Raw genomic sequence first — 23,952 nt, forward strand, 5'->3', positions numbered from 1 at the left:
CAATGACTTTGTGTTTTTTGGACGGAATGAGGGCGGGGTCTTTCGAAGAAAATTTGACTGAATTCTGATGCATCGATTATCAACAGCCGCTGCCGAAATAACAGCCAATTGATTAGATTGAGGTCATTGAATAAAGCGATTATTAAATATGCAGATCATCTCTCGTCATTATTTCATGCATTTAACATACACCGTTAAATAACGATCGATGATATTGACGATCTATTTCCCCCCTGCCGGACGCCTCTTCCCTGTATTCATGAAAAAGGGGCCTGTGGCCCCCTCTCGTTATCTGACGTTGGCACCTATCACAGGCTGGCGGCGATGCGCGCCCCCAGAGCGGCGTTGTTCAGCACCAGCTGGATGTTGGAAGCCAGGGAGTTGCCGCCGGTCAGCTCACACACCCTGGCCAGCAGGAAGGGAGTGGACTCCTTGCCCTTGACCCCCTGTTCATCCGCCTCACGCAGGGCTTGTGCGATGGCGGCATCGATGTCGGCCTTGGGCATGGCGAACTGGGCCGGGATGGGATTGGTCACCACGGCGCCACCAGCCAGTCCCAGCTCCCACTTGAGGCGCAGTGCCTCGGCAATGGCCGCCGGGGTATCGAGACGGTAATCCACCTTGAAGCCGCTCTCGCGGGTGTAGAAGGCGGGCAGCTCCTCGGTCTGGTAACCGATGACCGGCACCCCCTGGGTCTCCAGGTACTCCAGGGTCAGACCGATGTCGAGTATGGACTTTGCACCGGCACACACCACGGCCACCGGGGTCTGGGCAAATTCTTGCAAATCCGCGGAGATGTCGAAGGTCTCCTGGGCGCCGCGGTGGACGCCGCCGATGCCGCCGGTGGCGAAGACACGGATGCCGGCCATGGCGGCGATGATCATGGTAGACGCGACCGTGGTCGCCCCCATCCCCTTGCTCGCCAGCACGAAAGGAATGTCGCGGCGGCTGCACTTGGTCACGGCATGACCTGCCTTGCCCAGCGCCTCCAGCGCCCCCTCATCCAGACCCACCTTGAGGCAGCCATCCAGGATGGCGATGGTGGCCGGCACGGCGCCGTTGTCGCGCACCACCTGTTCAACCTGGCGCGCCGTCTCCACGTTCTGTGGATAGGGCATGCCATGGGAGATGATGGTGGACTCCAGAGCCACTACGGGTTTGCCCGCGGCCAGGGCGGCGGCGACTTCAGGTTGGATATCGAGGTAAGCGTTCAACATGGGTACTCCTCCAGCAAGCGTTCAACGGCGGCCTTGGAGAGGCCGGAAAAGACGGTATCGGGACAATTGACGGTAAGGGCGGCGCAACCGAGGGCGAAGCGAGTCGTTTCAGCCATGGTCTGCTCCTGCAACCAGGCGTGGGCCAGCCCTGCCATGAAGGCATCGCCGCCGCCAGTCACGTTGACGACGGGGCTGCCGAGCACGGACAGATGGCCCTGACTCTCCCCGTCGCTATAGAAGATCCCCTGATCACCCAGGCTCAGGAACAGTCGCTGCACCCCGGCGCGGTGGAACCAGGCCGCCGCCATGGGCCAGGTGTCGGGCCCGGCGATGGTGAAACCGCACAGCTGTTCGGCCTCGCTGCGGTTGGGTTTGAGGGTGTGGATGCGATGCAGCCAGGGGCGGATCTTCTCCACCTTGGCCACGGAGACGGTGTCGACGAAGATGATGTGCTCCCCCTGACGCTCGAACAGCCAGTCCAGGGTGTGAGTCGCGAGGTTGGTGTCGAGCACCCAGAGCCGGGCTGCTCCCAGGAAGCCGCCGAGGGGGGCCAGTCTTGCGGGTGTCAGCTCGTCGATGATCCCCATGTCGTTGACGGCGCAGCTCATCTCGCCGCTGCCATCGTGCAGGCTGAGGTAGCAGGAGGTCGACTGACCCTCCAGCATGAGCACCTGGCGTACGTCGACACCGGCGCGCTGGCTCACCTCCAGCAGGTGGTGGCCGTACTGATCGTTGCCCACCGCAGTCAGCAGCCGGGTATCGGTGCCGAGGCGCGCCAGGTTCTCGGCGATGTTGCGTCCCACCCCGCCGGCGGAGGTACTCACCCGACCCGGGTTGGAATCCCCGATGCGCAAGTTGTCGCGGCTGCTGCCGCAGATATCCATGTTGGCTCCGCCGATCACCACGGCGTAGGGTCCTTCGCGCAACACATAGCCGCGTCCCTGCACATAGCCCTGGCGCATCAGGCTGGAGATATGGCTCGCCAGCGCCGAGCGGCTGATGCCGAGCCTGTCCGCCAGATCCTGCTGGGCAATCATGGGATCCTGGCGCAGCAGGGCGAGGATCTCTTGTTCACGCTCCGTCATAGACAAACATCCAATTGCAAACGTTTGTCCATTATTCTCCGCAAAGGTTTTCCTGCCAGGGTTTTGTGCAAAAAATGTCGCCTGCACCACAGAAAATCGCCGGACATGGGCCCGGCGATCGAAAAAAGATTTTCATTTGGTTCTGGTTAATCGAGCAATACCCATACCGCCTCATCGGCCAGCATCACGGGCCAGGTCGTCACGCTCAGGGCGGGATCATCCAGACAGCGGCCATCGACCAGGGCGTAGCGCTGTTTGTAGAGGGGGGAGGCAACCACGGGCTCACCGCCGCAATCTCCCACCAACCCGCGGCCCAGCACCGCCACCCCGGCCAGGGGATCCACGGCATCCAGCGCATAGACTCGCTCCCCGAGCCGGAACAGGGCCAACGCCCGCCCCTTCAACCAGGCGCTGCGTCCCGCCTGCACCGGCAGGGCCGAGAGGGCGCACACCCGCAACCATTCACCGTGCTCGCAAGACAGCATGTTTTCCTTGAATGCATTCATCGCTTCTCCTCCCTGTGGATGACGGGTTCGAACCCGGGCTCCTGGCTCATATCACCTCCTTGATGCCGATGTCCGGCACCCACTGCCCCCGCTCCTGCCTGCGAGGAGGGGTCTCGTCCTCGGGCCGGTTGACGAAAGCCTCGAACAGCTTCAGCTTGTCCGGATCCGCCAGGGTGCTCTTCCACTCGCATTGCCAGCTGCCGACTATCTCCGCCATCATCACCTCCAATTCGGCCCCGATGCCGAGTTTGTCCTCGATGATGACCGACTTCAGGTAGTCGAGCCCCCCTTCCATTCCCTCCATCCAGACCGAGGTGCGTTGCAGACGATCGCCGGTACGCACGTAGAACATCAGCAGCCGGTCGATGTAGCGGATCAGGGTCACCTCGTCGAGATCGGTGGCGAAGAGGTCGGCGTGGCGCGGCCGCATGCCGCCATTGCCGCACACATAGAGGTTCCAGCCCCGTTCGGTGGCGATGACGCCGATGTCCTTGCTCTGAGCCTCGGCACACTCCCGGGTGCAGCCGGAGACGGCGAACTTCAGCTTGTGGGGAGCCCGCAGCCCCTTGTAACGATTCTCCAGGGTCTGGGTCAGGGTCATGGAGTCCTGCACCCCATAGCGGCACCAGGTCGACCCCACACAGGACTTCACGGTACGCACCGACTTGCCGTAGGCCTGACCGGTCTCGAACCCCGCCGCCACCAGCTCGCCCCAGATGGCGGGCAACTGATCGACCCGGGCACCGAACAGATCGATGCGCTGGCCGCCGGTGATCTTGGTATAGAGGCCGTACTTGCGTGCCACCTCGCCGATGGTGATGAGCCCCTGGGGGGTGATCTCCCCCCCCGGGATGCGCGGCACCACCGAGTAGGTACCGTCTTTTTGCAGGTTGGCGAGGAAGGCGTCGTTGGTATCTTGCAAGGCGCGGTGGGGCTTCTCCAGCACGTGCTCGTTCCACAGCGACGCCAGAATGGAGGCCACTGTCGGCCGGCAGATGTCGCACCCCAGCCCCTGGCCGTGTTTGTCGCGCAGCGCCTCGAAGCTCTTCAGCTCGCCGACCCGGGCCAGGTGGTAGAGCTCCTGGCGGCTGTGGGCAAAGTGTTCGCACAATCCCTTGTCCGCCTCGACCCCGATTTCGGCCAGAGTCTGCTCCACCACCTGCTTGAGCAGGTTGCTGCAACCGCCGCAGCCCGTGCCCGCCTTGGTGCAGCTCTTCACTGCGCTCAACTCGTGATTGCCCGCCTTGACCGCCGCCACCACAGCCCCCTTGCTGACGTTGTGGCAGGAGCAGAGGATGGCGCTGTCCGGCAGCACCATGGGGGCCGGCGTACCGCCACTCTCCCCCACCAGCAGGGAGAGGGGTGGCAGGGGCAGCGCCATGCCATTCTGGTAGTACTGCAGCAGCCGCTCATAGTCCGCCCCCTCCCCCACCAGGATGGCACCGAGCAGTTTCTCCCCTTCCCCATCGGTCACCAGCTTCTTGTAGATGCCGTTGACCCTGTCCAGCAGCAGCAGCTCCTGGGCGCCTGGGGTGCTGGCGTGGGCATCGCCGATGGAGCCTACGTCCACCCCCATCAACTTGAGCTTGGTGGACATGTCGGCCCCCGCGAAGCGGGTCTCGCCACCGCACAGGCTGGCCACGGCGGCGCGCGCCATCTGGTAGCCCGGGGCCACCAGCCCGAAGATGCGCCCCTGCCAGAGCGCGCACTCGCCGATGGCCAGGATGGCAGGATCCGAGCTGTGGCAGCCGTCATCGATGCAGATACCGCCACGCTCGCCAATGCTCAGCCCGGCCTGGCGAGCCAGGCTGTCGGCGGGACGAATGCCGGCGGAGAAGAGCAGCACGTCGGTCTCCAGATGAGATCCATCCTTGAAGCAGAGGCGATGGCGAGCCTGCTCCCCGTCTTCAATGCACTCGGTGGCCTTCTCCACCAGCACCTCGACCCCGAGGGCCCGGATCTTGTCCCGCAGCACGGCGCCGCCGCTCTCGTCGAGCTGTACCGGCATCAGGCGCGGGGCGAACTCCACCACCTGGGTATCGAGGCCGAGCAGGCGCAAGGCATTGGCCGCCTCCAGCCCGAGCAGGCCGCCCCCGATGACCACGCCGCTCCTGGCCCCGGCGCAGGCATCCCGGATGGCGGCAAGATCGCCCAGGGTGCGGTAGACGAAACACCCCTCCCGCCCATGGCCGGGGATGGGCGGTACGAAGGGGACGGAGCCGGTCGCCAGCACCAGACGGTCGTAGCCCAATCGCTCGCCGCTGGCGAGAGTGAGAATGCGGGCATCCCTGTCCAGCACCTCCACCTCGGCCCCCAGCCGCAGCGCGATGCCCTGCTCTTCATACCAGACGGGATCGGCCATGCGCAGCGCCTCGGGCGCCTTGCCACCGAATACCTCCGACAGGTGCACCCTGTCATAGGCGGGATCCGGCTCGGCGCCGAGCACAATCACGTCAAACTGCTTCAGTCCACCGGCCGCCACCAGCTGCTCGACGAAATGATGGCCAACCATGCCATTGCCAATCACCAGCAACCGCTGTTTTTCAACCTTCTCGGGCGATGTTACGAAGTGATGATCCATCTCATCATCCATGCCATTACCAGTCACCAGCGACTTTTGCTTGCCAATCGTCTCGGGGGATCCGGAAACGTCGCCGCCCCTCAGATCCGGATCATTGCCCACCGACATGCTCTGTTTGTTATCCATCTCTCTCTTCCTTGAATCCGATAGGGGCTCAGGCACGCTGCTTGCCGCGCACTGGCTGATCGACGGCCTTGAGGGGCGTCACCTTGCGCTGCTTCTCGTAGAGGAAGCGCAGCACCTGCTGGCGCAGTCTGTGGTAATGCGCGTCATCCGCCAGGGCGACCCTGTCCCTGGGCCTTGGCAGATCCACCGCCAGGATCTCTCCGACGGTGGCGGCCGGGCCATTGGTCATCATGACGATGCGATCCGACAGCAACACCGCCTCGTCCACGTCATGGGTGATCATGATGACGGTGTTGTTGAGCTCCGCCTGGATGACCATGAGCGCGTCCTGCAGATGGGCCCGGGTCAGGGCATCGAGGGCACCGAACGGCTCGTCCATCAGCAATACCTTGGGGGAGAGCGACAGGGCGCGGGCGATGCCGACCCGCTGCTTCATCCCCCCGGACAACTCGTGGGGCATCTTGTGGCTGGCGTGATCCATCTGCACCAGGGAGAGGTAGTAGTCGACCCTGTCCGCCACGGCCCGTTTGTCCGGCTCCACCTGACTGGCGGCCAGCGCCACGTTCTGCTGCACGCTGAGCCAGGGCAGCAGGGCGTGATTCTGGAATACCATGGCCCGCTCCGGCCCCGGTCCCACCACTTCGCGCCCGTCCAGAATGATGCCTCCCGTGGTCGGCTCCAGGAGCCCGGCCACCAGGTTGAGCACAGTGCTCTTGCCGCAGCCCGAGTGGCCGATGAGGGAGACAAACTCCCCCCGCTCGATACGCAGGTTGACCCGGCTGAGGGCATCGAAGCGCCCCTTGTCGGTGTCGAACCACATGCCCACATCGCTAATTTGCAGATAACTCTTCATTGGCACTTCTCCTGCCTGAATGTGTGTCCCGTCCCAACGCCACCTCCCCCTCTACCGGCATCGCGTTGCGATGCAGCAGGGGTGACGGGCTCGCTTAGCGCAATACCTGGCGCTTGTCCCAGGAGAGCCACTGCTGCAGGGCCAGCATGCCCCTGTCCAGTGCGCAACCGATGAGCCCTATGGTGATCACCGCCACCATGATGCGGGCCAAGGAGGAGGCGCCACCGCTCTGGAACTCGTCCCAGACGAACTTGCCAAGCCCCGGGTTCTGGGCCAGCATCTCCGCCGCGATCAGCACCATCCAGGCCACCCCGAGGGAGAGCCGCAGGCCGGTGAAGATCATGGGCAGGGCGCCGGGCAGCACGATGCGGCGCACATGGGTCACAAACGACAGTTGCAACACCCGGCTGACGTTGTGCAGATCCCTGTCCAGCCCCGCCACCCCGACGGCGGTGTTGATCAGGGTCGGCCAGAGGGAACAGAGGGTGACCGTCAGCGCCGAGGTGAGAAATGACTTCGCAAGCCAGGGCGTCGGGCTGGCGTAGAGCGCGCTCACCACCAGGGTGATGAGGGGCAGCCAGGCCAGGGGCGATACCGGTTTGAGCAGCTGGATGACCGGGTTGGCGGCGCGATAGAGCCCCTGATTCATGCCGAGCAGCACCCCGCACGGAATGGCTACCAGGGTCGCGAGCCCGAAACCGCACAGCACGGTGAGCAGGCTGGTGGCGATCTGGTCGAAGAAGGTGGGACGCCCGGTATAGGGACGCAGCTTCACCTTCGCCGCCGGATCCTCGGCCAGCCGCTCGGCATTGCGCACCTTCTGGCGCTCGAGGAAGGCATCCGCCTTCTCCCGCTCCGCCAGGTGATCCTGTCCCAGAGCCCAGAATTGGCTGGCGGTCGCAAGCGGCCCCGGCAGGGCTCCCAGACTGGTTTGCACCTGGCTTGCCCCCCACTGCCAGAGGCCGAGAAACAGCAGCACACCGAGCAGGGGTTGCACCAGGGGAGTCAATATCTGTTGCCATCTGTATCCTTGCATCATGGGCTCCTTGCTCATTGCACCCGCTCATCGCCCTTGAGGCCGATGGCGAACTGTTGCAGATAGGCATTCGGGTGACGGCCGTCGTAGATGAGGCCATCGATGAAGCCATCCTGAGGGCCCCGATAACCCTGCTCGCTGGCAAAATCGGGGAAATCCTGTGCCTTGAACTTGCCCTCGGCGATCAGCTCTTCGGCCGCCTGACGGTAGATCTCCGGGCGATAGACGGCCTTCGCCACCTGCTCGAACCAGGTATCAGGCTGCGCCTCGGGGATCTGGCCCCAGCGCCGCATCTGGGTCAGATACCAGATGGCGTCCGAGTAGTAGGGATAGGTGGCGTGATGACGAAAGAAGACGTTGAAATCCGGCAGCTGGCGCACATCCCCCTTGCCATATTCGAAGGTGCCGGTCATGGAGTTGGCGATCACCCCCTCATCCGCCCCCACGTATTCCGGTTTTGCCAGCAGTTTGGCCGCCTCGCGTCGGTTGGCATTTTGCTCGGCATCCAGCCACCAGGCCGCCCTCAGCAGCGCCTTCACCAAGCGGATATGGCTGTTGGGATGACGTTCGGCCCACTGGCGGGTGACCCCAAACACCTTCTCCGGGTTGTTGCGCCAGATCTCGAGATCGGTGATGACGGGTACCCCTATCCCCTTGGCCACCGCCTGCTGGTTCCAGGGCTCTCCCACGCTGTAACCGGCGATGGTGCCCGCCTCCAGGGTCGCGGGCATCTGGGGCGGCGGGGTGACCGACAGCAGCACATCGGCCTGACGCTGGCCCGAGTTGTCCCCCTGCAGGGGGGCATAGAAGCCGGGGTTCAGCCCACCGGCTGCCAGCCAGTACCTGAGTTCGTAGTTGTGGGGGGAGACGGGAAACACCATCCCCATGTTGAACGGCTTGCCCGCCTGCCGGTATTGCTCCACCACGGGCTTGAGGGTGGCGGCACTGACCGGCGCCGGCACCTGGCCCGCCACCGCTTTGGGCAGCTGGGTGGCCATGGCGGCCCACACCGGATTGGCGACCGTGATGGCATTGCCGTTGAGATCCATGGCAAAGGCCGTCACCAGCTCGGCCTTGGTGCCGATGCCGATGTGAGCCGCCAGGGGTTGGCCCGCCAGCATCTGGGCGCCATCCAGCTCGCCATCGATCACCCGATCCAGCAGGATCTTCCAGTTCGCCTGAGCCTCCAGGGTGACGTAGAGCCCCTCGTCTTCGAAGTAGCCGCGCTCATAGGCCACCGCGAGCGGCGCCATGTCGGTCAGCTTGATGAAACCGAGCCGGATCTCCTCCTGCTCGGGAGCCCCCACCTTCGCCAGCCCCGGCAGCGACAGCATCGCCAACAACAGGCCCGCGCATCCTTGTCTCTTGTTCATTCGATTCCCTCGCTCGGTTCACTGTTCCGGGCGATCGCAATGGGCCTCGTTGCCGCACGGCGACCAAAAAAAAGCCCCACCGATCCGGGATCGGTGAGGCCTCTTTGCCCTGTTGCGGAGGAGAGGAACTGGCCCCTCCCTCCGCTTGCTTGTTCACAGTCTCAGTGATTCATTTTTCATGCCAATCTGCTTGATGCCCGGCGGGCACGGGGTTCCTCGTTATGATGGCGCCTCTCCTCCCCTATTTGCGCCTTGTTGAGGCACGCTTGCACCAAAGTGGCGTTTGCTGCCCCATTCAACCGGGCAACGCCAGCAGCAGTTGCCGGGCCAGCTCCCCCAGGCTCAGATGGCGGCTCATGGCGGTGCTGCGCATCAGTCGATAAGCCTGCTCCTCGTCCAGCCCCTGATGACGCATCAGCCGCCCCTTGGCCTGCTCGACCAGGCGCCGCTCCACCAGCTTCTGGCGCAGTTCACTCTCGGTCCGGGCCAGCGCCTGTACCACGGCCAGCTGGCTGCGGGCGAGGCGCAGCCACTGCTCCACCGGCTCGCGCTCGCCGCAGCCGTGGGGTATCAGCAGCACCCCTTGCTGCAGCAGCGACATCTGTTGCTCGCTCCCGATCCGCTCGCAAAACAGCAGCCGGGGCAGCCCGATCCGAAGGGAGAGGCCGAGCCTCACTTCGGCCTCGAAACGACGACTGCTGATGAGCAGAGCATCCCCCTCCACATCCGGGCTCAGCAACTGGCGAGTGTCGAGGATCCTGGGCTGATGGCCATAGTGACTGACCAGCAGGGCCAGGCGATTGGCCTGGCCCGGATCATCGGCGTGGATCAGCAGGCAGGAAGGGGGGCCGGTGCGGCTCCCCGTGGACATTGTTGTCATGGCGCTCCTTGCCAATGGCGATTGCATTCCGTTTCGCCAAAAAGACGCAACATGAGAGCCAACTGTTTGAATCTACCCCTTTTTTATTCCTCCAGAGGTAGTGGAGGTAGAGGGCCTGCCGGCCGCTCAGGCGACCCGTTCCATGGCCTGTCCCAGCAGGCTGTCCAGCTCGGACCGCAGGCGTACCACCTCCCCCATCATGATGAGCACCGGGCTCTGGCCGAGCAGAGACTCAGCCGCCTGCGCCAAGGCGTCCAGCCGGGTCTCCACCACTTGCTGCCGGGGGCTGCACCCGGCCACCACCAGGGCCACCGGCAGATCAGGGGGAGCGCCGGCCGCCAGCAATCCACGGCGGATCCTGCCTGCCCGCTCCAGTCCCATGTAGAACACCAGGGTATGGCCGCTGCGTGCCAGCGCCTGCCAGCCCTGATAGTCTTCCTCCTCCATCAGGTGGCCGGTGATCAGGGTCAGCGAACGGGCTACCCCCCTGTGGGTCAAGGGAATGGCGGCACTGGCGGCGCAGCCCAGGGCGGCCGTGATGCCGGGCACCAGCTCGGCCTGGATGCCGTGACGGGCCAGGTGCAGCGCTTCTTCTCCACCACGACCAAACACCAGGGGATCCCCCCCCTTGAGTCGCACCACCCGCTTGCCGGTGCGGGCCAGCGCCAGCAACAGGGCGTTGATCTGACTCTGGCTCGGGCTCGGCTCACCACAGCGTTTGCCCACGTCGAAACGGGCGGCCCCCTTGGGAATGCAGGCCAGGATCTCTTCGCCCACCAGGCGATCGTAGACCACCACCTCGGCGGCCTCGATGCGCCGCAAGGCGCGCAAGGTCAGCAGCTCCACAGGGCCGGGTCCGGCCCCCACCAGGCTGATATGGCTCATCTCATTCTCCTCGTGTTGATAGCCGCCCTCAGGCGGAGGCGATGTAAACGTGTTTGATCAGCAGCTTGTCGATTTCGGGCAGGCAGGTGCCGCAGTTGCTGCCACAGCCAAGCAGGGCTTGCAGCCCCGCCAGCTCGCTCACCCCCTGCCGGGTGATGGCATCGACGATGCGTTGCTCCGACACCCGCAGGCAGGAGCAGACCAGCCGGCTCTCCCCCAGCAGGGCAGTGCTCAGGGTCTGACTCAGCGCCCCCCCTTGCAGGGGGGTCCCCAGCAGACTGGCCAGCAGTTCGGTTTTCAGATCCGGGTACTTCTCCCCCACCACCAGCAAGCCAGCGATGCGCCCCTGCTGGAGCGCCACCGCGCACCAGCCCTGGGCCAGGGGCAACCTCAGCCAGTGGCCAGCCTGGGCCAGCCGTTGCCAGAGTGCCTCCTGGGACTCAGACCAGGAGGCCAGCAGGGTGCAATGCCCCTCTGGCAGGGGGCGACTCGCCCACCAGTCCATCGGTTCACGCCATGACTGCGAACCAATCCAGAGCCCCTGCCAACGGGTCGGCTGGGGCTCCACCCATACCCGCCCCTGTTTGAACATGGGTTGGCCAGAGAGCGGGTCGACCACGGCGGGGAGGAGGCGATTGACCGCCCCCTGGCTGCACTGGCTGTCGGTCCAGTGCATGGGCAGGAAAGCTTCCCCCTCCCGCAGCCCCTCATCCAGCCCGACTCGCAGCCGCGCCTCTCCCGATGCGTTGTGCAGCCGCACCAGATCCCCCTCCTTGAGTCCCAGCGCCAGCAGGCTGGCCGCCCCCATCCTCACCCTGGGCCAGGGCTCGGCCTCCTGCAGGCGGGGCACGTGGCCGGTACGGGTCATGGTGTGCCACTGATCCCGCAGCCGCCCCGAGTTGAGCAGCAAAGAGAGTGCCCCCCCTTGCGGCAAGGCCGTCAGGGCCACGGATGAGGGGAACTGCTGGTGCAGTGGCAACAATCTGGCCCGCCCATCCGCCGTGGCAAAGCGGCCATCCTCGAACAGGCGGGCACGCCCCTGCGGCCAGCGATCGTTGATGGGCCAGCGAAGGGGGGTCAGCGCCTCAAACTCGGCCCGTGACAACTGCGCCAGGCCGGAGATGTCGAACTGACGCTCCCCCTCGTTCTCGAAGCCGGAGAGCGCCGCATGCTCACAGAAGATCGCGTGTTCATGGTCGTAGGCAAACGCCGCACCGAAGCCGAGGCGGCGGGCGAGCTGGGTCAGCGCCCACCAGTCCGGCCTCGCCTCACCCGGCATGGGCAGGAAGGCGCGCTGGCGGCTGATGGTACGTTCGGAATTGGTGACGGTGCCGCCCTTCTCCCCCCAGGCGGCGGCAGGGAGCAGCAGATGGGCCAGCCGCGCCGTGTCGGTGTTGGCCGTCACCTCGGAGACCACCAGCAGCTCGCAGCTGGCCAGGGCCTCCCGCACCCGGTTGCCGTCGGGCAGAGAGACGGCCGGGTTGGTGCCGAGCACCCAGAGCGCGCGGATCTCCCCTCTGTGTACGGCCTCGAGCAACTCGACCGCCTTGTAACCCGGCCCCCGCACTATGGTCGGACTCTGCCAGAAGCGTTGCACCCGATCGCACTCGACTTCTGTGAATCCCATGTGGGCCGCCAGCTGGGTCGCCAATCCCCCCACCTCGCGCCCGCCCATGGCATTGGGTTGGCCCGTCATGGAGAAGGGCGCCGCCCCCGGTTTGCCGATGCGCCCGCACAGCAGGTGTGCATTGATGATGGCATTGGCCTTGTCCACTCCCTGATTGGACTGATTGATCCCCTGGCAAAACAGGGTGACGGTGCGCGGGGTGCGTGCGAACAGGCGATAGAAGCCGAGCAGATCGCTCTGGGATAGGTCGCAACTCCTGGCTACCGCCTCCAGCTGCCACTCGGGGGAGTCCAGCTCGGCCGCCAACTCTGCAAAGCCGCTGACGTGGTGCGCCACGTACTCCTTGTCCCAGCCATCGTGGTCGAGCAGGTAACGACAGAGCCCGTTCCAGAGCGCCACATCACTGCCGGGTTTGAGCGCCAGGTGCAGATCTCCCTGCTCCGCCGTCATGGTGCGGCGCGGATCCAGCACCACCAGCTTGAGCTCCGGCCGCCGCACCCTGGCCTGTTGCAGGCGGCGAAACAGCACGGGGTGGGTCCAGGCGGTATTGGCCCCGGTGAGGATCACCAGATCCGCCAACTCCATATCCTCATAACAGGCGGGCACCAGATCCTCGCCGAAAGCCCGCTGATGGGCCACCACCGCAGATGACATGCAGAGCCGGGAGTTGGTGTCCACATGGGCGCTGCCGATAAACCCCTTCATCAACTTGTTGGCGACGTAGTAATCCTCCGTGGTGAGCTGACCCGACAGATAGATGCCGATGGCGCCTGGCCCGGATTCCGCGAGGATCCGGGTCAGACGCTCGGCGAGGGTATCGAGCGCCTCGTCCCAACTGACCCGCTTGCCCTGCCAGCGCGGGTAGAGCAGTCGATCAGGAAAGTCCAGACTCTCCAAGAGGCTGGCCCCCTTGACGCACAGGGCACCGCCATTGGCGGGGTGCTGCTCGTCCCCCGTCAATTGCCATCCTTCTCCCTCCCGGTTCAACCGGATGCCGCATCCCACTCCACAGTAGGCACAGGTGGTCTTCATTCCCTTGCTCCTTGTCACCGGACTGCCCGGCTGCCGCCTCACCGTGCCAAATGAAAAAGGCGCCCGCCCCCCAAGGGGGACGGACGCCTTTGTCCGGCATGGTCTCATTCATCTTGTCAGTGCATTGCAAGGCTCGCGCCAGGATCCATGACGCGGCCCCCCCGCTGCCGGGGGATGATGGCGCCCGCTCCTGATCCGGCAAGGTGCAGTTGCCCCCGAATGGGGCCCCGGAGCACGGACATGGCCACCGATGGGCAAATGCCGGAGCAGGGGTATAATGCGCCCCTGCAATCACAGAGGTGTATCAGATGAACAACGTCGATCAGGACAACAAGGCGCAGGCGGCGCCTCTTTCGCAGGCGCCCGCGGCAGCCATCCGCTGCGCCATTGGTCTGGTCAATCCCAAGTCACCGGAGAACGTGGGGGCCGTGATGCGGGCGGCGGGTTGCTACGGGGCGCAGGAGGTCTACTACACCGGCAGTCGTTTCGAGCTGGCACGCCGTTTTGCCACCGACACCAAACAGATGGTGGAGAAGATCCCCCTGCTCGGGGTCGACAATCTGCTGGAGTTCGTTCCCGCTGGCTGCACCCCGGTGCTGGTGGATCTCATCGAGGGGGCGACCTCGCTACCGGATTATGTGCATCCCGAGCGGGCCTTCTACATCTTCGGCCCGGAGGATGGCACGCTGGAGCCCGAGCGCTTCGCGGCGGTGAAGGAGGTCATCTATGTGCCGACCCATGGCTGCATGAACCTGGCCGCCTCGGTCAACGTCATCCTCTATGATCGGCTGGCCAAGGAGCTGAGAGCGAAACGGGAAGCCTGACACAGCCCTGACGTGACAGCACAATAAACCAGAATTCAATGCATTATCAAATAGATTATCTGTAAAAACCTAACAGACAGAGAAAAAATCTGAAGAATTACCCAATGACAGACAGGTCATCGGTAATGAAAACGGCGGCCGGGCAACCAGGCACGGGCCGTCATTTGTCCAGGCTCTGCGTCTGCGCCTTCAAAAAATCCCGGTAGTATTCATAGAGCTGGTTGCGCCTGTAGAGATCCATAAGTGCGCCGGTTTTGATCAAGGATTGCATGCCGGGATCCCATAGCTGTGCCAGTTGCCGCCCTTTCTCGTTGTCGGCAAAGATGGGGTAAGTCGGCACCCAGCGCAGAAACACCCGGGTCATGTCGGGGGGAATGTCTGCCTTTGGATAGAGCACCCCGGCGGTCAGGTAGTAGCGATAGCGCCCCTTGGCCAGCAGTTGCAGCGCCATGGCATGGCTGTCTATCTCATACCAGCGCATGGGCTCGGAGATGAACTTGTCAAACGCCCAGCCTCGCAGCCAGAGCACATCCTGATCCCGAAGACTCTGCTCCCCTTCCCAGCCAGGCAGCCATTTCGTTTTCATCAGCACGGTCACGTCATCTGCCGAAGCCGGGAAGCGGGGTTGATGCACTCCGTCCACCTCCTCCTGGTAGACCCCCATCGCCATGTCCCCCCCCTTCTGCGCCACCACCGCCAGCGCCCGCTTGTAGGGCACGATGTGCGGATGAATGCCGTAGCCGGCAGGTTTATAGATGGCGCGCACTATGTCCAGATAGACGCCGTGACCATCCGCCTGACAGAAACCGGGCCAGTCATCGCAATAGACATGTATGGTGTCGGCCCGGGCGGGCCAGATAAGCAGTAGGCTGCACAACAAGATAGCACGGAGCATGTACCTGTTTTTCCTTGGAGATGACGCTGTTGGCCGTCTGTTCACGCCTTAACACAGCATAGGAAGTTCTCGCGTCGGCTCCCATCTTTTCCCGGTTTTGCGAGCGAGTCGTGAGTTATTACCACCTAAAGAGGTAGTATGGATCACAAGATTCATTAGTGACCCAACCAGAAGAGGAGCCACATCATGCCATCCATCAAATCGCTACTCTGCCCCGTCGACTTCTCCGAGATGTCCAAGGCCGTGCTCGACTATGCGGTCTTCATGGCCCAGACCCATCAGGCCGAGCTCAAGCTGATCCACGTGGTGGACCAACTGCACGGTTTCGACAGCTACAAGATCCTGCACATGACCGCCATCGAGATCACCCACGAGATGGAGCGCCAGGCCAAGAGCCAACTCAAGGAGCTGGTTGCCACCCTGCCCATTCCCGCCACCTTCGAAGTGCGCTTCGGCCGTGCCGCCGACGAGATAGTGCAGCAGGCGAAGGAGGACAAGGTGAATATGGTGATCATGGGCAGCCACGGACGCTCCGGCATCAGCCACCTGCTGGTAGGCAGTGTCGCCGAATCCGTGGTACGCCACGCCCCCTGTCCGGTGCTGGTGGTGCGTTAACCCGTACGCCCTGCTTGGATGACAAGGCCAGCCCAGTGCTGGCCTTGTGTTTTCTGCTCAGCCGTGAGCGTAGATGACGCTCCCCCCCTTGATGATGTCGATGATGGCCCTGGACTGCTCCCTCGGCAGGGCGGGGCAACCCCAGCTGCGGCCCAGCTTGTCATATTTTTGCAGGTGCCGCGGACTCGCGTAATCCGCCCCGTGCACCACGATGGCACGCTTGCGGGCATTGCTGTTCTTGCCGGGGCTCAAGCCATCGAGACGCAGGGAGTAACCGTGCTTGCCCTGGTAAGTCTCCGCCGTGCGATAGACCCCGAGGGAGCTCTGCCTTGAGTTGAGCTGATTGGAGAACTGGCGCGCCGCCAGCTCGCCGGAGTTGCGGCCATGACTGACCCAGGTGTGGTAGAGCAGCTTGTGGCGCTTGACGTCAATGACGAACAGCCGGCGCTGATTCGAGGGTTTGCTGTAATCGATGATGGTGAGAATGGGCTTTCGCTTGTGGCGCACGCTTTGATAGCCGCTGAGCGCCTTGCGAAACACCTGTTTGTCGAGCTTGCCAGCCAGACCCAGTTGACGATAGAGATCCTGATCCCAGCTCGCCTGACTGGTACCACTGAAGCAGAGTGCCCCCAGCAGCAACGGCAGGCTCATCCAGAGCCAACCCAGCCGTGTCATCCAGCTTGTCTGTTTCATCCTTGAAATTGCTCCCGTTTTTGCTGGTAGCCTAGTGAGCAAAATCTCGCCACGGCTTGCTGGATAGTTATATGCAAGCCCCTGATGGGGCGCAATAAAAAAGCATAAAAATGCCGACAGACGTCGGCATTTCCGATGAGGGCAACAAGAACCGACTCAGGCGCGGCTCAGGTAATCCGCCACCCCTACCCATTTGTAGCTGGTGAGTTCGGTCAGCCCCATGGGGCCACGGGCGTGCAGCATCTGGGTCGAGACCGCCACCTCGGCACCGAGACCAAACTGGCCGCCATCGGTGAAACGGGTGGATGCATTGACATAGACCGCCGCCGACCCCGCCCCGTTGACGAAACGCTCGGCGTTCGCCAGATCGTTGGTCAGGATGGCATCGGAGTGGCCGGCATTGTGCTCGCGCATGTGGGCAAGCGCCTCGTTCACATCCGCCACCAGCTTGACCCCCAGGGTCAGCCCCAGCCACTCGGTGTCAAAATCCTCTGCGGCCGCGGCGCTCAGGTTGTCGGCATCCACCAGCAGCGGCAAGGATTCCGGGGTCGCGACCAGGGTCACCTTGCGTTCATTCATCAGCCCGGCCAGTCGTGGCAGCAGCTCAGCTGCCACCTTCTCATGGACCAGCAGGGTATCGAGGGCGTTGCAGGCGGAGGGGCGCTGCACCTTGGCGTTGTCGATGACCGCGAGGGCCCGGGTCAGATCCGCGCTCTCGTCCACGAAGATATGGCTGATGCCGAAGCCACCGATGATGACGGGGATGGAGCTGTTCTCCTTGCACATCTTGTGCAGGCCGGCGCCGCCGCGGGGGATGATCATGTCCACGTAGCGATCGAGGCGCAGCAGCTCACCCACTAGGGCACGATCCGGATTGTCGATGTACTGCACCGCGTCACCGGGCAGGCCGGAGGCCGTCAGCGCGGACTGGATCACCCGCACCAGCTCCAGGTTGGAGTGGAACGTTTCCCGACCGCCGCGCAGGATGCTGGCGTTGCCGGTCTTGAGGCAGAGGCTGGCGATGTCGATGGTGACATTGGGGCGCGCCTCGTAGATGACGCCGATGACACCGATCGGCACCCGGCGACGAGAGAGGCGCAGGCCGTTCTCCAGCACCCGGTTGTCGATCTCGGCACCGACCGGATCATCCAGCGTGATCACCTTGCGCACATCCGCGACTATGCCGGCGAGGCGTGTCGGGTTGAGCAGCAGCCGATCCAGCATGGCCTCGGAGAGACCCGCCTCCCGGCCCGCCGCGATGTCTTTCTCGTTGGCGGCCAGGATCTGGGGGCTGCGCGCTTCCAGTTCGTCGGCGATGGCGGCCAGCGCCCGGTTCTTCTGCGCCGTGCTGATGGTGGCCAGCTGGTAGGCGGCTTCGCGGGCGGCCTGCCCCATTTTCTCCAGACTCATAACATGTCCTCTTTCAACCTGAGGCACCGCGTTGGCGCGGTGCCATATCATCTGTGCGAACGGCCCATGTTAATGAACCTATTCCTGGCTGGGCCCAAGCGTACCGCCTTACAGCAGTACCATATCGTCGCGGTGAATGGCCACGGCGCCATAGCCGTAACCCAATACCTGTTCTATCTGATCCGAATGCACGCCGCGCAACTTGTCCAGCTCGATGTGATCATAACGGCAGATACCCCGTGCCAGCTCGCTCCCTTTGGGGTCGAGAATGCGTACCACCTCGCCCCGGGCGAAGTCCCCTTTCACCGCAATGATGCCCTTGGGCAACAGGCTGGATCCTTTCTCCTGCATGGCGGCGACGGCCCCCTGATCCACCTGTACCTCGCCATGGGGGGGCGGGCCTGCCAAGATCCAGCTCTTGCGCCCCTCCAGCGGGGATGCCAGGGCCGGGAACAGGGTGCCGACCCGCTCCCCCTTGGCCAGACGGCCAACCACTTCCGGGATCTGGCCGGTGGCGATCACCACGTTGACCCCGGCCCGGCGCGCCACGTCGGCCGCCTGCAGCTTGGTGGCCATGCCACCCGTTCCCAGGCCGCTGACGCTGTCACCGGCCAGCTTGCGCAGGGTGTCGTCTATGGTCTGCACCTCTTCGATGAGCTGGGCATCCGGATTGCTGCGGGGATCGGCAGTGAAGAGCCCTTTCTGATCCGTGAGCAGGATCAGCAAGTCCGCATCCGCTAAAATGGCGGCACGGGCGGAGAGGTTGTCGTTGTCCCCCACCTTGATCTCGGCGGTGGCCACAGCGTCGTTCTCGTTGATGACGGGGATGATGCGGTGATCGAGCAGGGTGCGCAGGGTATCGCGGGCATTGAGATAGCGCTCCCTGTCTTCCAGATCGGCGCGAGTCAGCAACATCTGGCCGATATGCAGCCCATAGAGATTGAACAAGTCTTGCCACACCCGGATGAGCTGGGTCTGGCCCACGGCCGCCAGCATCTGCTTGTTGGGCAGGGTCGGCGCCAAGGGAGGGTGGCCAAGGTGTTCACGACCGGCGGCGATGGCCCCGGAGGTGACCATGACGACGCGATGGCCATCACGGTGCAACGCGGCACACTGTCTGACCAACTCGACCATGTGGGCACGGTTGAGGCGGGCAGATCCCCCGGTGAGCACGCTGGTGCCCAGTTTGACGACTATGGTTCTGTTTTCCATGGGAACTAAGAGGCTAAAAAGTAAGGAATCCCTTTATACCCACGGCCCCCCTGCCCTGCAAGGCAATTACGCCGAGTCGCGGTCATGATGGCGAAACTGTACGCCAAGCGCGCATTTGACGTCACGGGAAGGCAGAGAGCATGGGAAAACGGCCCCGTGGTGACGGGGCCGGCATGAGTCAGGCGGCGGTGACACTCAGCTCGTTGGTCACCTGCTCGGCAGGCGAGAGCTTGCACTCCAGGGTGGCAAGTTTGCCACTGATGAGCTTGTAGAAGTGGTTGAGGGTACGCTCCACCTCCGCCTGATGCTTCTTGGGCAGCGGCTTGTCTATCCACTCCCCGTCCGCGTTGTAGAAACCGACCTGGTAGTGATAGCTGAAGTGGTGATCGTCCTGCTCCAACACCAGCCACCAACCCCAGAACTCCCGTTTGTCCGGCGCCGGTTTGGCGCTGACGCAGACCGACAGACAGTCGAAGCGGTAGCGCCCCTCTTCGCACAGATCTTCGCGCAGATAGGGGCCAATGGCGGCGAATTGCCGCAGCAAGCGCTTGTAGGTCACTCTCTCTGACATGCTAACCTCCCTGTTGAACAAGCCATACCATCACATGGTGATGTGACACTTTTAGTTTTGCATCATGTACATAGGTGCTTCTTGAGCCAATCAACCGTCTCTTTCAGCGCCTCGTCATAGACCTCTAGCAGAGGCTGTTTGTCAAACACCACCGCCTTGCCATTGCGGCTGGCGGAGGCCAATGCTCGGACATCCTGCTCGGGACAAATAAAATCTCGCTTGTGCCCGATACTCAATATCGGCACAGAGGTGCGACTCCCCAGCAGACCCTGCGTCTTGAGGGAGAAGACCTGACACTTGGTGCGCAGCAGATCCCACTGGGCCGCATCGGCCCCCAGCCGGTTCGCCAGACCGTCGCGCATCATGCGCGGGCAGCGGGCAAACATCTCCTGGTTGGTGAACACCTGATTGATGCCTGCGCCGATGCAGACCACGGTCCGCAGCTTGAACGGCTCTATATAGGCAAGGCGCGCCGCCACATTGCCCGCCAGCCGGAATCCCACCATGGCGATCCGCTGATGATCCACCCAGGCCACCTCGGCCAGATGGTGCAGCACCGCCTGATGCAACCGGCTGGTGTCCTGCACCAGGGGCCAGTGTTCGGCATAACCGGTGCCCGGCATGTCCAGGGAGAGCATGCCGATGCCGTGGGGTTCGAGGCATTTGAAGTAGAAGCTGAGAAAATCCACCTGCAACGAGTCGATGCCGCCGCTGACGATGACCAGGGGCACGGGTTTCTCTGTGGTCGGCAGGTGCAGATACCCCTGGATGGTCTTACCCCGAAACGGTACCTGCAACTCCTTGAGAGGGACCTTGAACAGGCGTCCCGCCTCGCGGTACGCCATGTTGCCGAGCAACTGCGCCTGATCCGCCAGTTCGTCGTGCTTGAGATGGGGATAACTGGCGATGGAGTAGTAACGCACCGCCTTGAGCAGATTCTTCAGGGCGGCTTCCCGCTCCCCCTGACTCGCCTGCTCACGCCCCTGATTGAAGTAACGACCCCCCAGCTGGCTCCACTCGTACACCCAGTTGCCGGGCACATAGCCCTTGATGGTATCGAGGAACCGCTCATGGCTGCGCTCCCCCTGCCCCATGGCGATGTGGGCGAGCGTCTGCTCCACCTCCACCGGATCCGCGCCCTGCCAGGCCCAGGTCGGTCGGCGCAGCAGCCGGTACCAGTGGGGCGAGAGGGCACCGTCGATGAAGCTCTCGGCCAGGGCGCTGTCGTGCTCCTCGACCGGGCTGGAGTTGGATATCTCGGAGGTTTCCAATACCTTTTTGACCCGGGTGAACAGCTTTTCCGTCAGGTTGGTATCGTTGTTTGGTTCCAAAATCGTCGCTCTTCTGTCTCAGGCTATGGGCCATCTTAACCACTTTTCACGCCCGGCAGCCATAGCATAAAAAAACAGGGCCCCTAAGTGGGGCCCTTTGAAACCTTTCTGACGCCGTCATGCTGACGGTGCCATCGACTTGTCGTCGCCGCGTGGCGCCAGCGATGGACTTACTCTTCGTCGCAGATGGGGTTGGCGAATTCCAGCGCCATGTCCCAGGGTTGCTCAATCCAGGTATCCTGCGGGATGGCGACTTCGAAGTCGTCCACCAGCGGCTCGCCCATGGGCTTGGCAAAGATGGTGATGAACTTGGCCTTGGGGTAGAGCTCGCGGATTGCCTTGGCGGTACCGCCGGTGTCCACCAGATCGTCCACCACCAGCCAGCCTTCGCCATCGCCGGCCGTGGTCGCGGCCTTCACCACCACCAGCTCACGCTGGCTGTTGTGGTCATAGCTGGAGATGCAGAGGGTTTCGACATTGCGAATGCCAAGTTCACGGGCCATCAGCGCGGCCGGTACCAGGCCGCCGCGGCTGACCGCGATGATCCCTTTCCATTGGCTGACAGGCAACTGGCGACGGGCCAGACGGCGGGCTTCACGTTGCAGGTTGTCCCAGGACACGTAAAATTTCTTTGGCATAATATCGATCTCGAAGAGTTATATAAAACAATCACTTAAAAACCAGCTCCGAACCCCAAACGGCTCGACCACTGTCAATTCTGGCCCCCTGCCGCCAAATTCGGCTTGCACTTGGGCCGCCTCGGGAGAAGACCCTCGGCAGCAAACGCTGATGCAATGGAAGCAGGATGGGCATAGCTGGCGGCCTGCTCACACGAGAGGGCGGGAATCCAGACCGGCTGTTGGGCCAGCATGATAGCACTCTTTGCCAGCAGATTGCCTGACAAACGTATGCGAAAAGCGGGAAAAATCGTTCATGGCTTCATGATGAGAACCGTCTGACACGGCATTGCGCCGGCCTTGCCCCGCGTCTTGCCAGATTTCAGGTAAAAAAATAGCAGGGGGAGGTTCGAGGCCTCGCACACCTGCTGTCTGTCGATTCGGTCGTCAGTCTGGCTGACAACCCGCCTTAACGACGGTTGGCGTAGGGGTTCGGATAGTTGAAACCCTGGGTATAGAGAGACTGGGCAAACCAATAGGTTGAATTGCTGCCTGACATATTAATACTCCTGATTGCTTAACAAGTTACGTACCTTAATGCGGGCTCAGATCCTTGAACGAACACTCGGTTCCGTGGAGGCGCACTTGCTTTGCTTCGGTTCCCTGGAGGCATTGATTGTCATCCTGACAAGTGGGATGACCCACGGCGGCTAATTTACCATCGCCGGCGAAAAAGACAATATTTTTGTGAGGTGCATCACATTATTGATGTTGTGCTGCATGAACCCCGCCTGGTAGCCAGCTTCACCATTCACGCCCTCTTTATCAGCACAAGCGGACTGCAATTTGCGCTGACTGCTCACATTTTTGTGTGATTGACTGTATTATCGTTACCCACTTCCCCAGCCACCGCTGGGGCCCGCTATCATCCCGTGCAGGTAAGGAGTCCCGACGTGGCACAGCTGAGTTCCCTCTCTCCCAAACTGATTTGGCAATTCTTCGAGCAGATCTGCTCCATCCCCCATCCTTCCAAGCACGAAGCCCAGCTGAGCGCCTGGATTGTCCAGTGGGCACAAGGGGAAGGGCTGGCAGTCAAGCAGGATGCCGTCGGCAACATCATCATCAAGAAACCGGCCACACCGGGGATGGAAAATCGCAAGGCCGTCGTGCTGCAGGCCCACATCGACATGGTGCCCCAAGCCAATGCCGACACCCAGCACGACTTCACCAAGGATCCCATCGATGCCTACATCGACGGTGAATGGGTCACCGCCCGCGGCACCACCCTGGGCGCCGACAACGGCATGGGCATGGCCGGCTGCCTGGCCGTGCTGGCGGACAAGACCATTAAGCACGGCCCGCTGGAAGTGCTGCTGACCACGGACGAAGAGACCGGCATGACCGGCGCCTTCGGTCTGGAAGCGGGCTGGCTGGAAGGCGAGATCCTGCTCAACACCGACTCCGAAGAGGATGGCGAGGTCTACATGGGCTGCGCCGGCGGGGTGGATGCCAATATCCGCTTCCCGCTGGAGCTGGTTGCCGCCACCGAGGGCGAAGGCTTCGAGCTGCAGGTCAAGGGGCTGCGTGGCGGTCACTCCGGGGTCGATATCCACCGCGGCCGTGGCAATGCCAACAAGCTGCTGGTACGCCTGCTCAAGGCCGCCGAGCCGCTGGGTGTGCGACTGGCCGAGATCAGCGGCGGCACCCTGCGCAATGCCATCCCCCGCGAGGCCCGTGCCACCCTGCTGGTGCCTGCCGCCAGCGTGAATGAACTCAAGGCCCTGGTGGATCGCTATGCCGGCATCTACCAGAGCGAACTGGCCGCCACCGAGGCAAACCTGACCGTGCTGCTCAGCAGCAAGGAGAAACCGGCCAAGCTGTTGAGCGAATCCTTGCAGGCCCGCCTGCTGGACTCCCTGATGGCCTGCCCGAACGGTGTCATCCGCATGAGCGATGCCATCCCGGGTGTCACCGAGACCTCTACCAACCTCGGCGTCATCAAGACCCTTGAAGGCGAGATCTATGTACAGTGCCTCATCCGCTCCCTCATCGACTCCGGTCGCGAGAGTGTCGAGCAGATGACCCGTTCCCTGTTCAACCTGGCCGGCGCCAGCTGCGAGTTCACCGGCGCCTACCCGGGCTGGGCCCCGAACGTCGACTCACCAGTGATGGCGCTGGTGCGCAACAGCTACCAGACCCTGTTCGGCGAGATGCCTAACGTCATGGTGATCCACGCAGGCCTGGAGTGCGGCCTGTTCAAGAGCGCCTACCCGGACTGGGACATGGTCTCCTTCGGTCCGACCATCCGTGGTGCTCACTCCCCTGACGAGAAGGTGCACATCCCCGCGGTCGAGCGTTTCTGGCAGCTGCTGGTCCACGTGCTGGAACAGATCCCCGCCAAGTAAGGCCGGTTTTATTGCCAGGTGTCATGATGCCCCGCTTCGTGCGGGGCATTTTTATGGCCATCCTCTTCCGCCAACCCGCACCCTCTTCGTGGCTCCCCTGCCTCAAAACATCCTCATTCTCTTGAAAACGTATCCATAAGAAAACTTTTATACGAAAACCTTTTCCATGATTTATGTA

Annotated in this window: 20 protein-coding genes; 3 read left to right on the forward strand and 17 right to left on the reverse strand. The window is 63.0% G+C overall.

Annotated elements, in window-relative coordinates; all coding sequences use genetic code 11:
* Positions 1 to 308: 308 nt before the first annotated feature.
* From ACW5W7_RS08380 to ACW5W7_RS08425, 10 genes are all read right to left on the reverse strand, one after another.
* The gene (locus ACW5W7_RS08380) at positions 309 to 1,217 is read right to left on the reverse strand and encodes a pseudouridine-5'-phosphate glycosidase (protein ID WP_456501409.1); all 909 of its coding nucleotides are present in this window, start codon (positions 1,215 to 1,217) and stop codon (positions 309 to 311) included.
* The gene (locus ACW5W7_RS08385; protein ID WP_456501410.1) at positions 1,211 to 2,302 is read right to left on the reverse strand and encodes a PfkB family carbohydrate kinase; all 1,092 of its coding nucleotides are present in this window, start codon (positions 2,300 to 2,302) and stop codon (positions 1,211 to 1,213) included. Before ACW5W7_RS08385 ends, ACW5W7_RS08380 begins: the two co-directional genes overlap by 7 nt.
* A gap of 146 nt (positions 2,303 to 2,448) precedes the next feature.
* Positions 2,449 to 2,808: a nitrite reductase small subunit NirD gene (gene nirD, locus ACW5W7_RS08390; protein WP_456501411.1), complete on the reverse strand. Its 360-nt coding sequence runs from the start codon at positions 2,806 to 2,808 to the stop codon at positions 2,449 to 2,451.
* 46 nt (positions 2,809 to 2,854) lie between these two features.
* A complete protein-coding gene (nirB, locus tag ACW5W7_RS08395) occupies positions 2,855 to 5,389 on the reverse strand; it encodes a nitrite reductase large subunit NirB (RefSeq protein ID WP_456501464.1) in 2,535 nt (844 codons plus the stop codon).
* A gap of 154 nt (positions 5,390 to 5,543) precedes the next feature.
* Positions 5,544 to 6,368 carry a nitrate ABC transporter ATP-binding protein gene (locus ACW5W7_RS08400; RefSeq protein WP_434663789.1) on the reverse strand — a complete coding sequence of 275 codons (825 nt, stop codon included), beginning with the start codon at positions 6,366 to 6,368 and terminating at the stop codon, positions 5,544 to 5,546.
* A 94-nt stretch (positions 6,369 to 6,462) separates the two neighbouring features.
* Positions 6,463 to 7,404 (reverse strand): ABC transporter permease, encoded by a 942-nt coding sequence (locus tag ACW5W7_RS08405; protein ID WP_456501412.1) that lies wholly within the window; start codon positions 7,402 to 7,404, stop codon positions 6,463 to 6,465.
* Positions 7,405 to 7,418: 14 nt separating this feature from the next.
* Complete coding sequence (locus ACW5W7_RS08410) at positions 7,419 to 8,777, reverse strand: CmpA/NrtA family ABC transporter substrate-binding protein (protein ID WP_456501413.1); 1,359 nt, start codon at positions 8,775 to 8,777, stop codon at positions 7,419 to 7,421.
* A gap of 295 nt (positions 8,778 to 9,072) precedes the next feature.
* Positions 9,073 to 9,657: an ANTAR domain-containing response regulator gene (locus ACW5W7_RS08415; RefSeq protein ID WP_456501414.1), complete on the reverse strand. Its 585-nt coding sequence runs from the start codon at positions 9,655 to 9,657 to the stop codon at positions 9,073 to 9,075.
* A 126-nt stretch (positions 9,658 to 9,783) separates the two neighbouring features.
* Entirely contained in the window at positions 9,784 to 10,542 is a 759-nt protein-coding gene (gene cobA, locus ACW5W7_RS08420) for a uroporphyrinogen-III C-methyltransferase (protein ID WP_456501415.1), read from the reverse strand.
* Positions 10,543 to 10,570: 28 nt separating this feature from the next.
* Positions 10,571 to 13,201: a nitrate reductase gene (locus ACW5W7_RS08425; RefSeq protein WP_456501416.1), complete on the reverse strand. Its 2,631-nt coding sequence runs from the start codon at positions 13,199 to 13,201 to the stop codon at positions 10,571 to 10,573.
* 308 nt (positions 13,202 to 13,509) lie between these two features.
* On the opposite strand from ACW5W7_RS08425, the gene ACW5W7_RS08430 reads away from it, so the two are divergent.
* Positions 13,510 to 14,025: an RNA methyltransferase gene (locus tag ACW5W7_RS08430; RefSeq protein WP_456501417.1), complete on the forward strand. Its 516-nt coding sequence runs from the start codon at positions 13,510 to 13,512 to the stop codon at positions 14,023 to 14,025.
* A 160-nt stretch (positions 14,026 to 14,185) separates the two neighbouring features.
* Here ACW5W7_RS08430 and ACW5W7_RS08435 read toward each other — a convergent pair whose 3' ends face one another.
* Positions 14,186 to 14,920: a hypothetical protein gene (locus ACW5W7_RS08435; RefSeq protein ID WP_456501418.1), complete on the reverse strand. Its 735-nt coding sequence runs from the start codon at positions 14,918 to 14,920 to the stop codon at positions 14,186 to 14,188.
* A gap of 186 nt (positions 14,921 to 15,106) precedes the next feature.
* Between ACW5W7_RS08435 and ACW5W7_RS08440 the strand changes: the two genes are divergently transcribed.
* Entirely contained in the window at positions 15,107 to 15,535 is a 429-nt protein-coding gene (locus ACW5W7_RS08440; protein WP_349919311.1) for a universal stress protein, read from the forward strand.
* 57 nt (positions 15,536 to 15,592) lie between these two features.
* Here ACW5W7_RS08440 and ACW5W7_RS08445 read toward each other — a convergent pair whose 3' ends face one another.
* From ACW5W7_RS08445 to gpt, 6 genes are all read right to left on the reverse strand, one after another.
* Positions 15,593 to 16,228: a murein L,D-transpeptidase catalytic domain family protein gene (locus tag ACW5W7_RS08445; RefSeq protein WP_456501419.1), complete on the reverse strand. Its 636-nt coding sequence runs from the start codon at positions 16,226 to 16,228 to the stop codon at positions 15,593 to 15,595.
* 156 nt (positions 16,229 to 16,384) lie between these two features.
* Positions 16,385 to 17,689: a glutamate-5-semialdehyde dehydrogenase gene (locus ACW5W7_RS08450; RefSeq protein WP_456501420.1), complete on the reverse strand. Its 1,305-nt coding sequence runs from the start codon at positions 17,687 to 17,689 to the stop codon at positions 16,385 to 16,387.
* A gap of 57 nt (positions 17,690 to 17,746) precedes the next feature.
* On the reverse strand, positions 17,747 to 18,850 hold the full coding sequence (gene proB / locus ACW5W7_RS08455; protein ID WP_349919315.1) for a glutamate 5-kinase: 1,104 nt from the start codon (positions 18,848 to 18,850) through the stop codon (positions 17,747 to 17,749).
* 178 nt (positions 18,851 to 19,028) lie between these two features.
* Positions 19,029 to 19,421 carry a sigma factor-binding protein Crl gene (gene crl / locus ACW5W7_RS08460; protein ID WP_434663812.1) on the reverse strand — a complete coding sequence of 131 codons (393 nt, stop codon included), beginning with the start codon at positions 19,419 to 19,421 and terminating at the stop codon, positions 19,029 to 19,031.
* Between the two features lie 62 nt (positions 19,422 to 19,483).
* Positions 19,484 to 20,752, reverse strand: coding sequence for an esterase FrsA (gene frsA / locus ACW5W7_RS08465; RefSeq protein WP_456501421.1), 1,269 nt, complete (start codon positions 20,750 to 20,752; stop codon positions 19,484 to 19,486).
* A gap of 170 nt (positions 20,753 to 20,922) precedes the next feature.
* Positions 20,923 to 21,390 carry a xanthine phosphoribosyltransferase gene (gene gpt, locus ACW5W7_RS08470; protein ID WP_349919318.1) on the reverse strand — a complete coding sequence of 156 codons (468 nt, stop codon included), beginning with the start codon at positions 21,388 to 21,390 and terminating at the stop codon, positions 20,923 to 20,925.
* 932 nt (positions 21,391 to 22,322) lie between these two features.
* Between gpt and ACW5W7_RS08475 the strand changes: the two genes are divergently transcribed.
* Complete coding sequence (locus ACW5W7_RS08475) at positions 22,323 to 23,774, forward strand: aminoacyl-histidine dipeptidase (RefSeq protein ID WP_434663898.1); 1,452 nt, start codon at positions 22,323 to 22,325, stop codon at positions 23,772 to 23,774.
* Positions 23,775 to 23,952 lie beyond the last annotated feature (178 nt).

The sequence above is a fragment of the Aeromonas intestinalis genome (assembly GCF_054052485.1).

Bases quoted from the DNA above. Each gene is read 5' to 3' on its own strand.
- ACW5W7_RS08425 (WP_456501416.1), bottom strand. From the start codon at position 13,201: ATGAAGACCACCTGTGCCTACTGTGGAGTGGGATGCGGCATCCGGTTG.
- nirD (WP_456501411.1), bottom strand. From the start codon at position 2,808: ATGAATGCATTCAAGGAAAACATGCTGTCTTGCGAGCACGGTGAATGG.
- nirB (WP_456501464.1), bottom strand. From the start codon at position 5,389: ATGGATCATCACTTCGTAACATCGCCCGAGAAGGTTGAAAAACAGCGG.
- ACW5W7_RS08400 (WP_434663789.1), bottom strand. From the start codon at position 6,368: ATGAAGAGTTATCTGCAAATTAGCGATGTGGGCATGTGGTTCGACACC.
- gpt (WP_349919318.1), bottom strand. From the start codon at position 21,390: ATGCCAAAGAAATTTTACGTGTCCTGGGACAACCTGCAACGTGAAGCC.
- ACW5W7_RS08445 (WP_456501419.1), bottom strand. From the start codon at position 16,228: ATGAAACAGACAAGCTGGATGACACGGCTGGGTTGGCTCTGGATGAGC.
- ACW5W7_RS08415 (WP_456501414.1), bottom strand. From the start codon at position 9,657: ATGACAACAATGTCCACGGGGAGCCGCACCGGCCCCCCTTCCTGCCTG.
- ACW5W7_RS08385 (WP_456501410.1), bottom strand. From the start codon at position 2,302: ATGACGGAGCGTGAACAAGAGATCCTCGCCCTGCTGCGCCAGGATCCC.
- ACW5W7_RS08410 (WP_456501413.1), bottom strand. From the start codon at position 8,777: ATGAACAAGAGACAAGGATGCGCGGGCCTGTTGTTGGCGATGCTGTCG.
- ACW5W7_RS08430 (WP_456501417.1), top strand. From the start codon at position 13,510: ATGAACAACGTCGATCAGGACAACAAGGCGCAGGCGGCGCCTCTTTCG.
- proB (WP_349919315.1), bottom strand. From the start codon at position 18,850: ATGGAAAACAGAACCATAGTCGTCAAACTGGGCACCAGCGTGCTCACC.
- ACW5W7_RS08435 (WP_456501418.1), bottom strand. From the start codon at position 14,920: ATGCTCCGTGCTATCTTGTTGTGCAGCCTACTGCTTATCTGGCCCGCC.
- crl (WP_434663812.1), bottom strand. From the start codon at position 19,421: ATGTCAGAGAGAGTGACCTACAAGCGCTTGCTGCGGCAATTCGCCGCC.
- ACW5W7_RS08380 (WP_456501409.1), bottom strand. From the start codon at position 1,217: ATGTTGAACGCTTACCTCGATATCCAACCTGAAGTCGCCGCCGCCCTG.
- ACW5W7_RS08450 (WP_456501420.1), bottom strand. From the start codon at position 17,689: ATGATATGGCACCGCGCCAACGCGGTGCCTCAGGTTGAAAGAGGACAT.
- cobA (WP_456501415.1), bottom strand. From the start codon at position 10,542: ATGAGCCATATCAGCCTGGTGGGGGCCGGACCCGGCCCTGTGGAGCTG.
- ACW5W7_RS08405 (WP_456501412.1), bottom strand. From the start codon at position 7,404: ATGCAAGGATACAGATGGCAACAGATATTGACTCCCCTGGTGCAACCC.
- ACW5W7_RS08440 (WP_349919311.1), top strand. From the start codon at position 15,107: ATGCCATCCATCAAATCGCTACTCTGCCCCGTCGACTTCTCCGAGATG.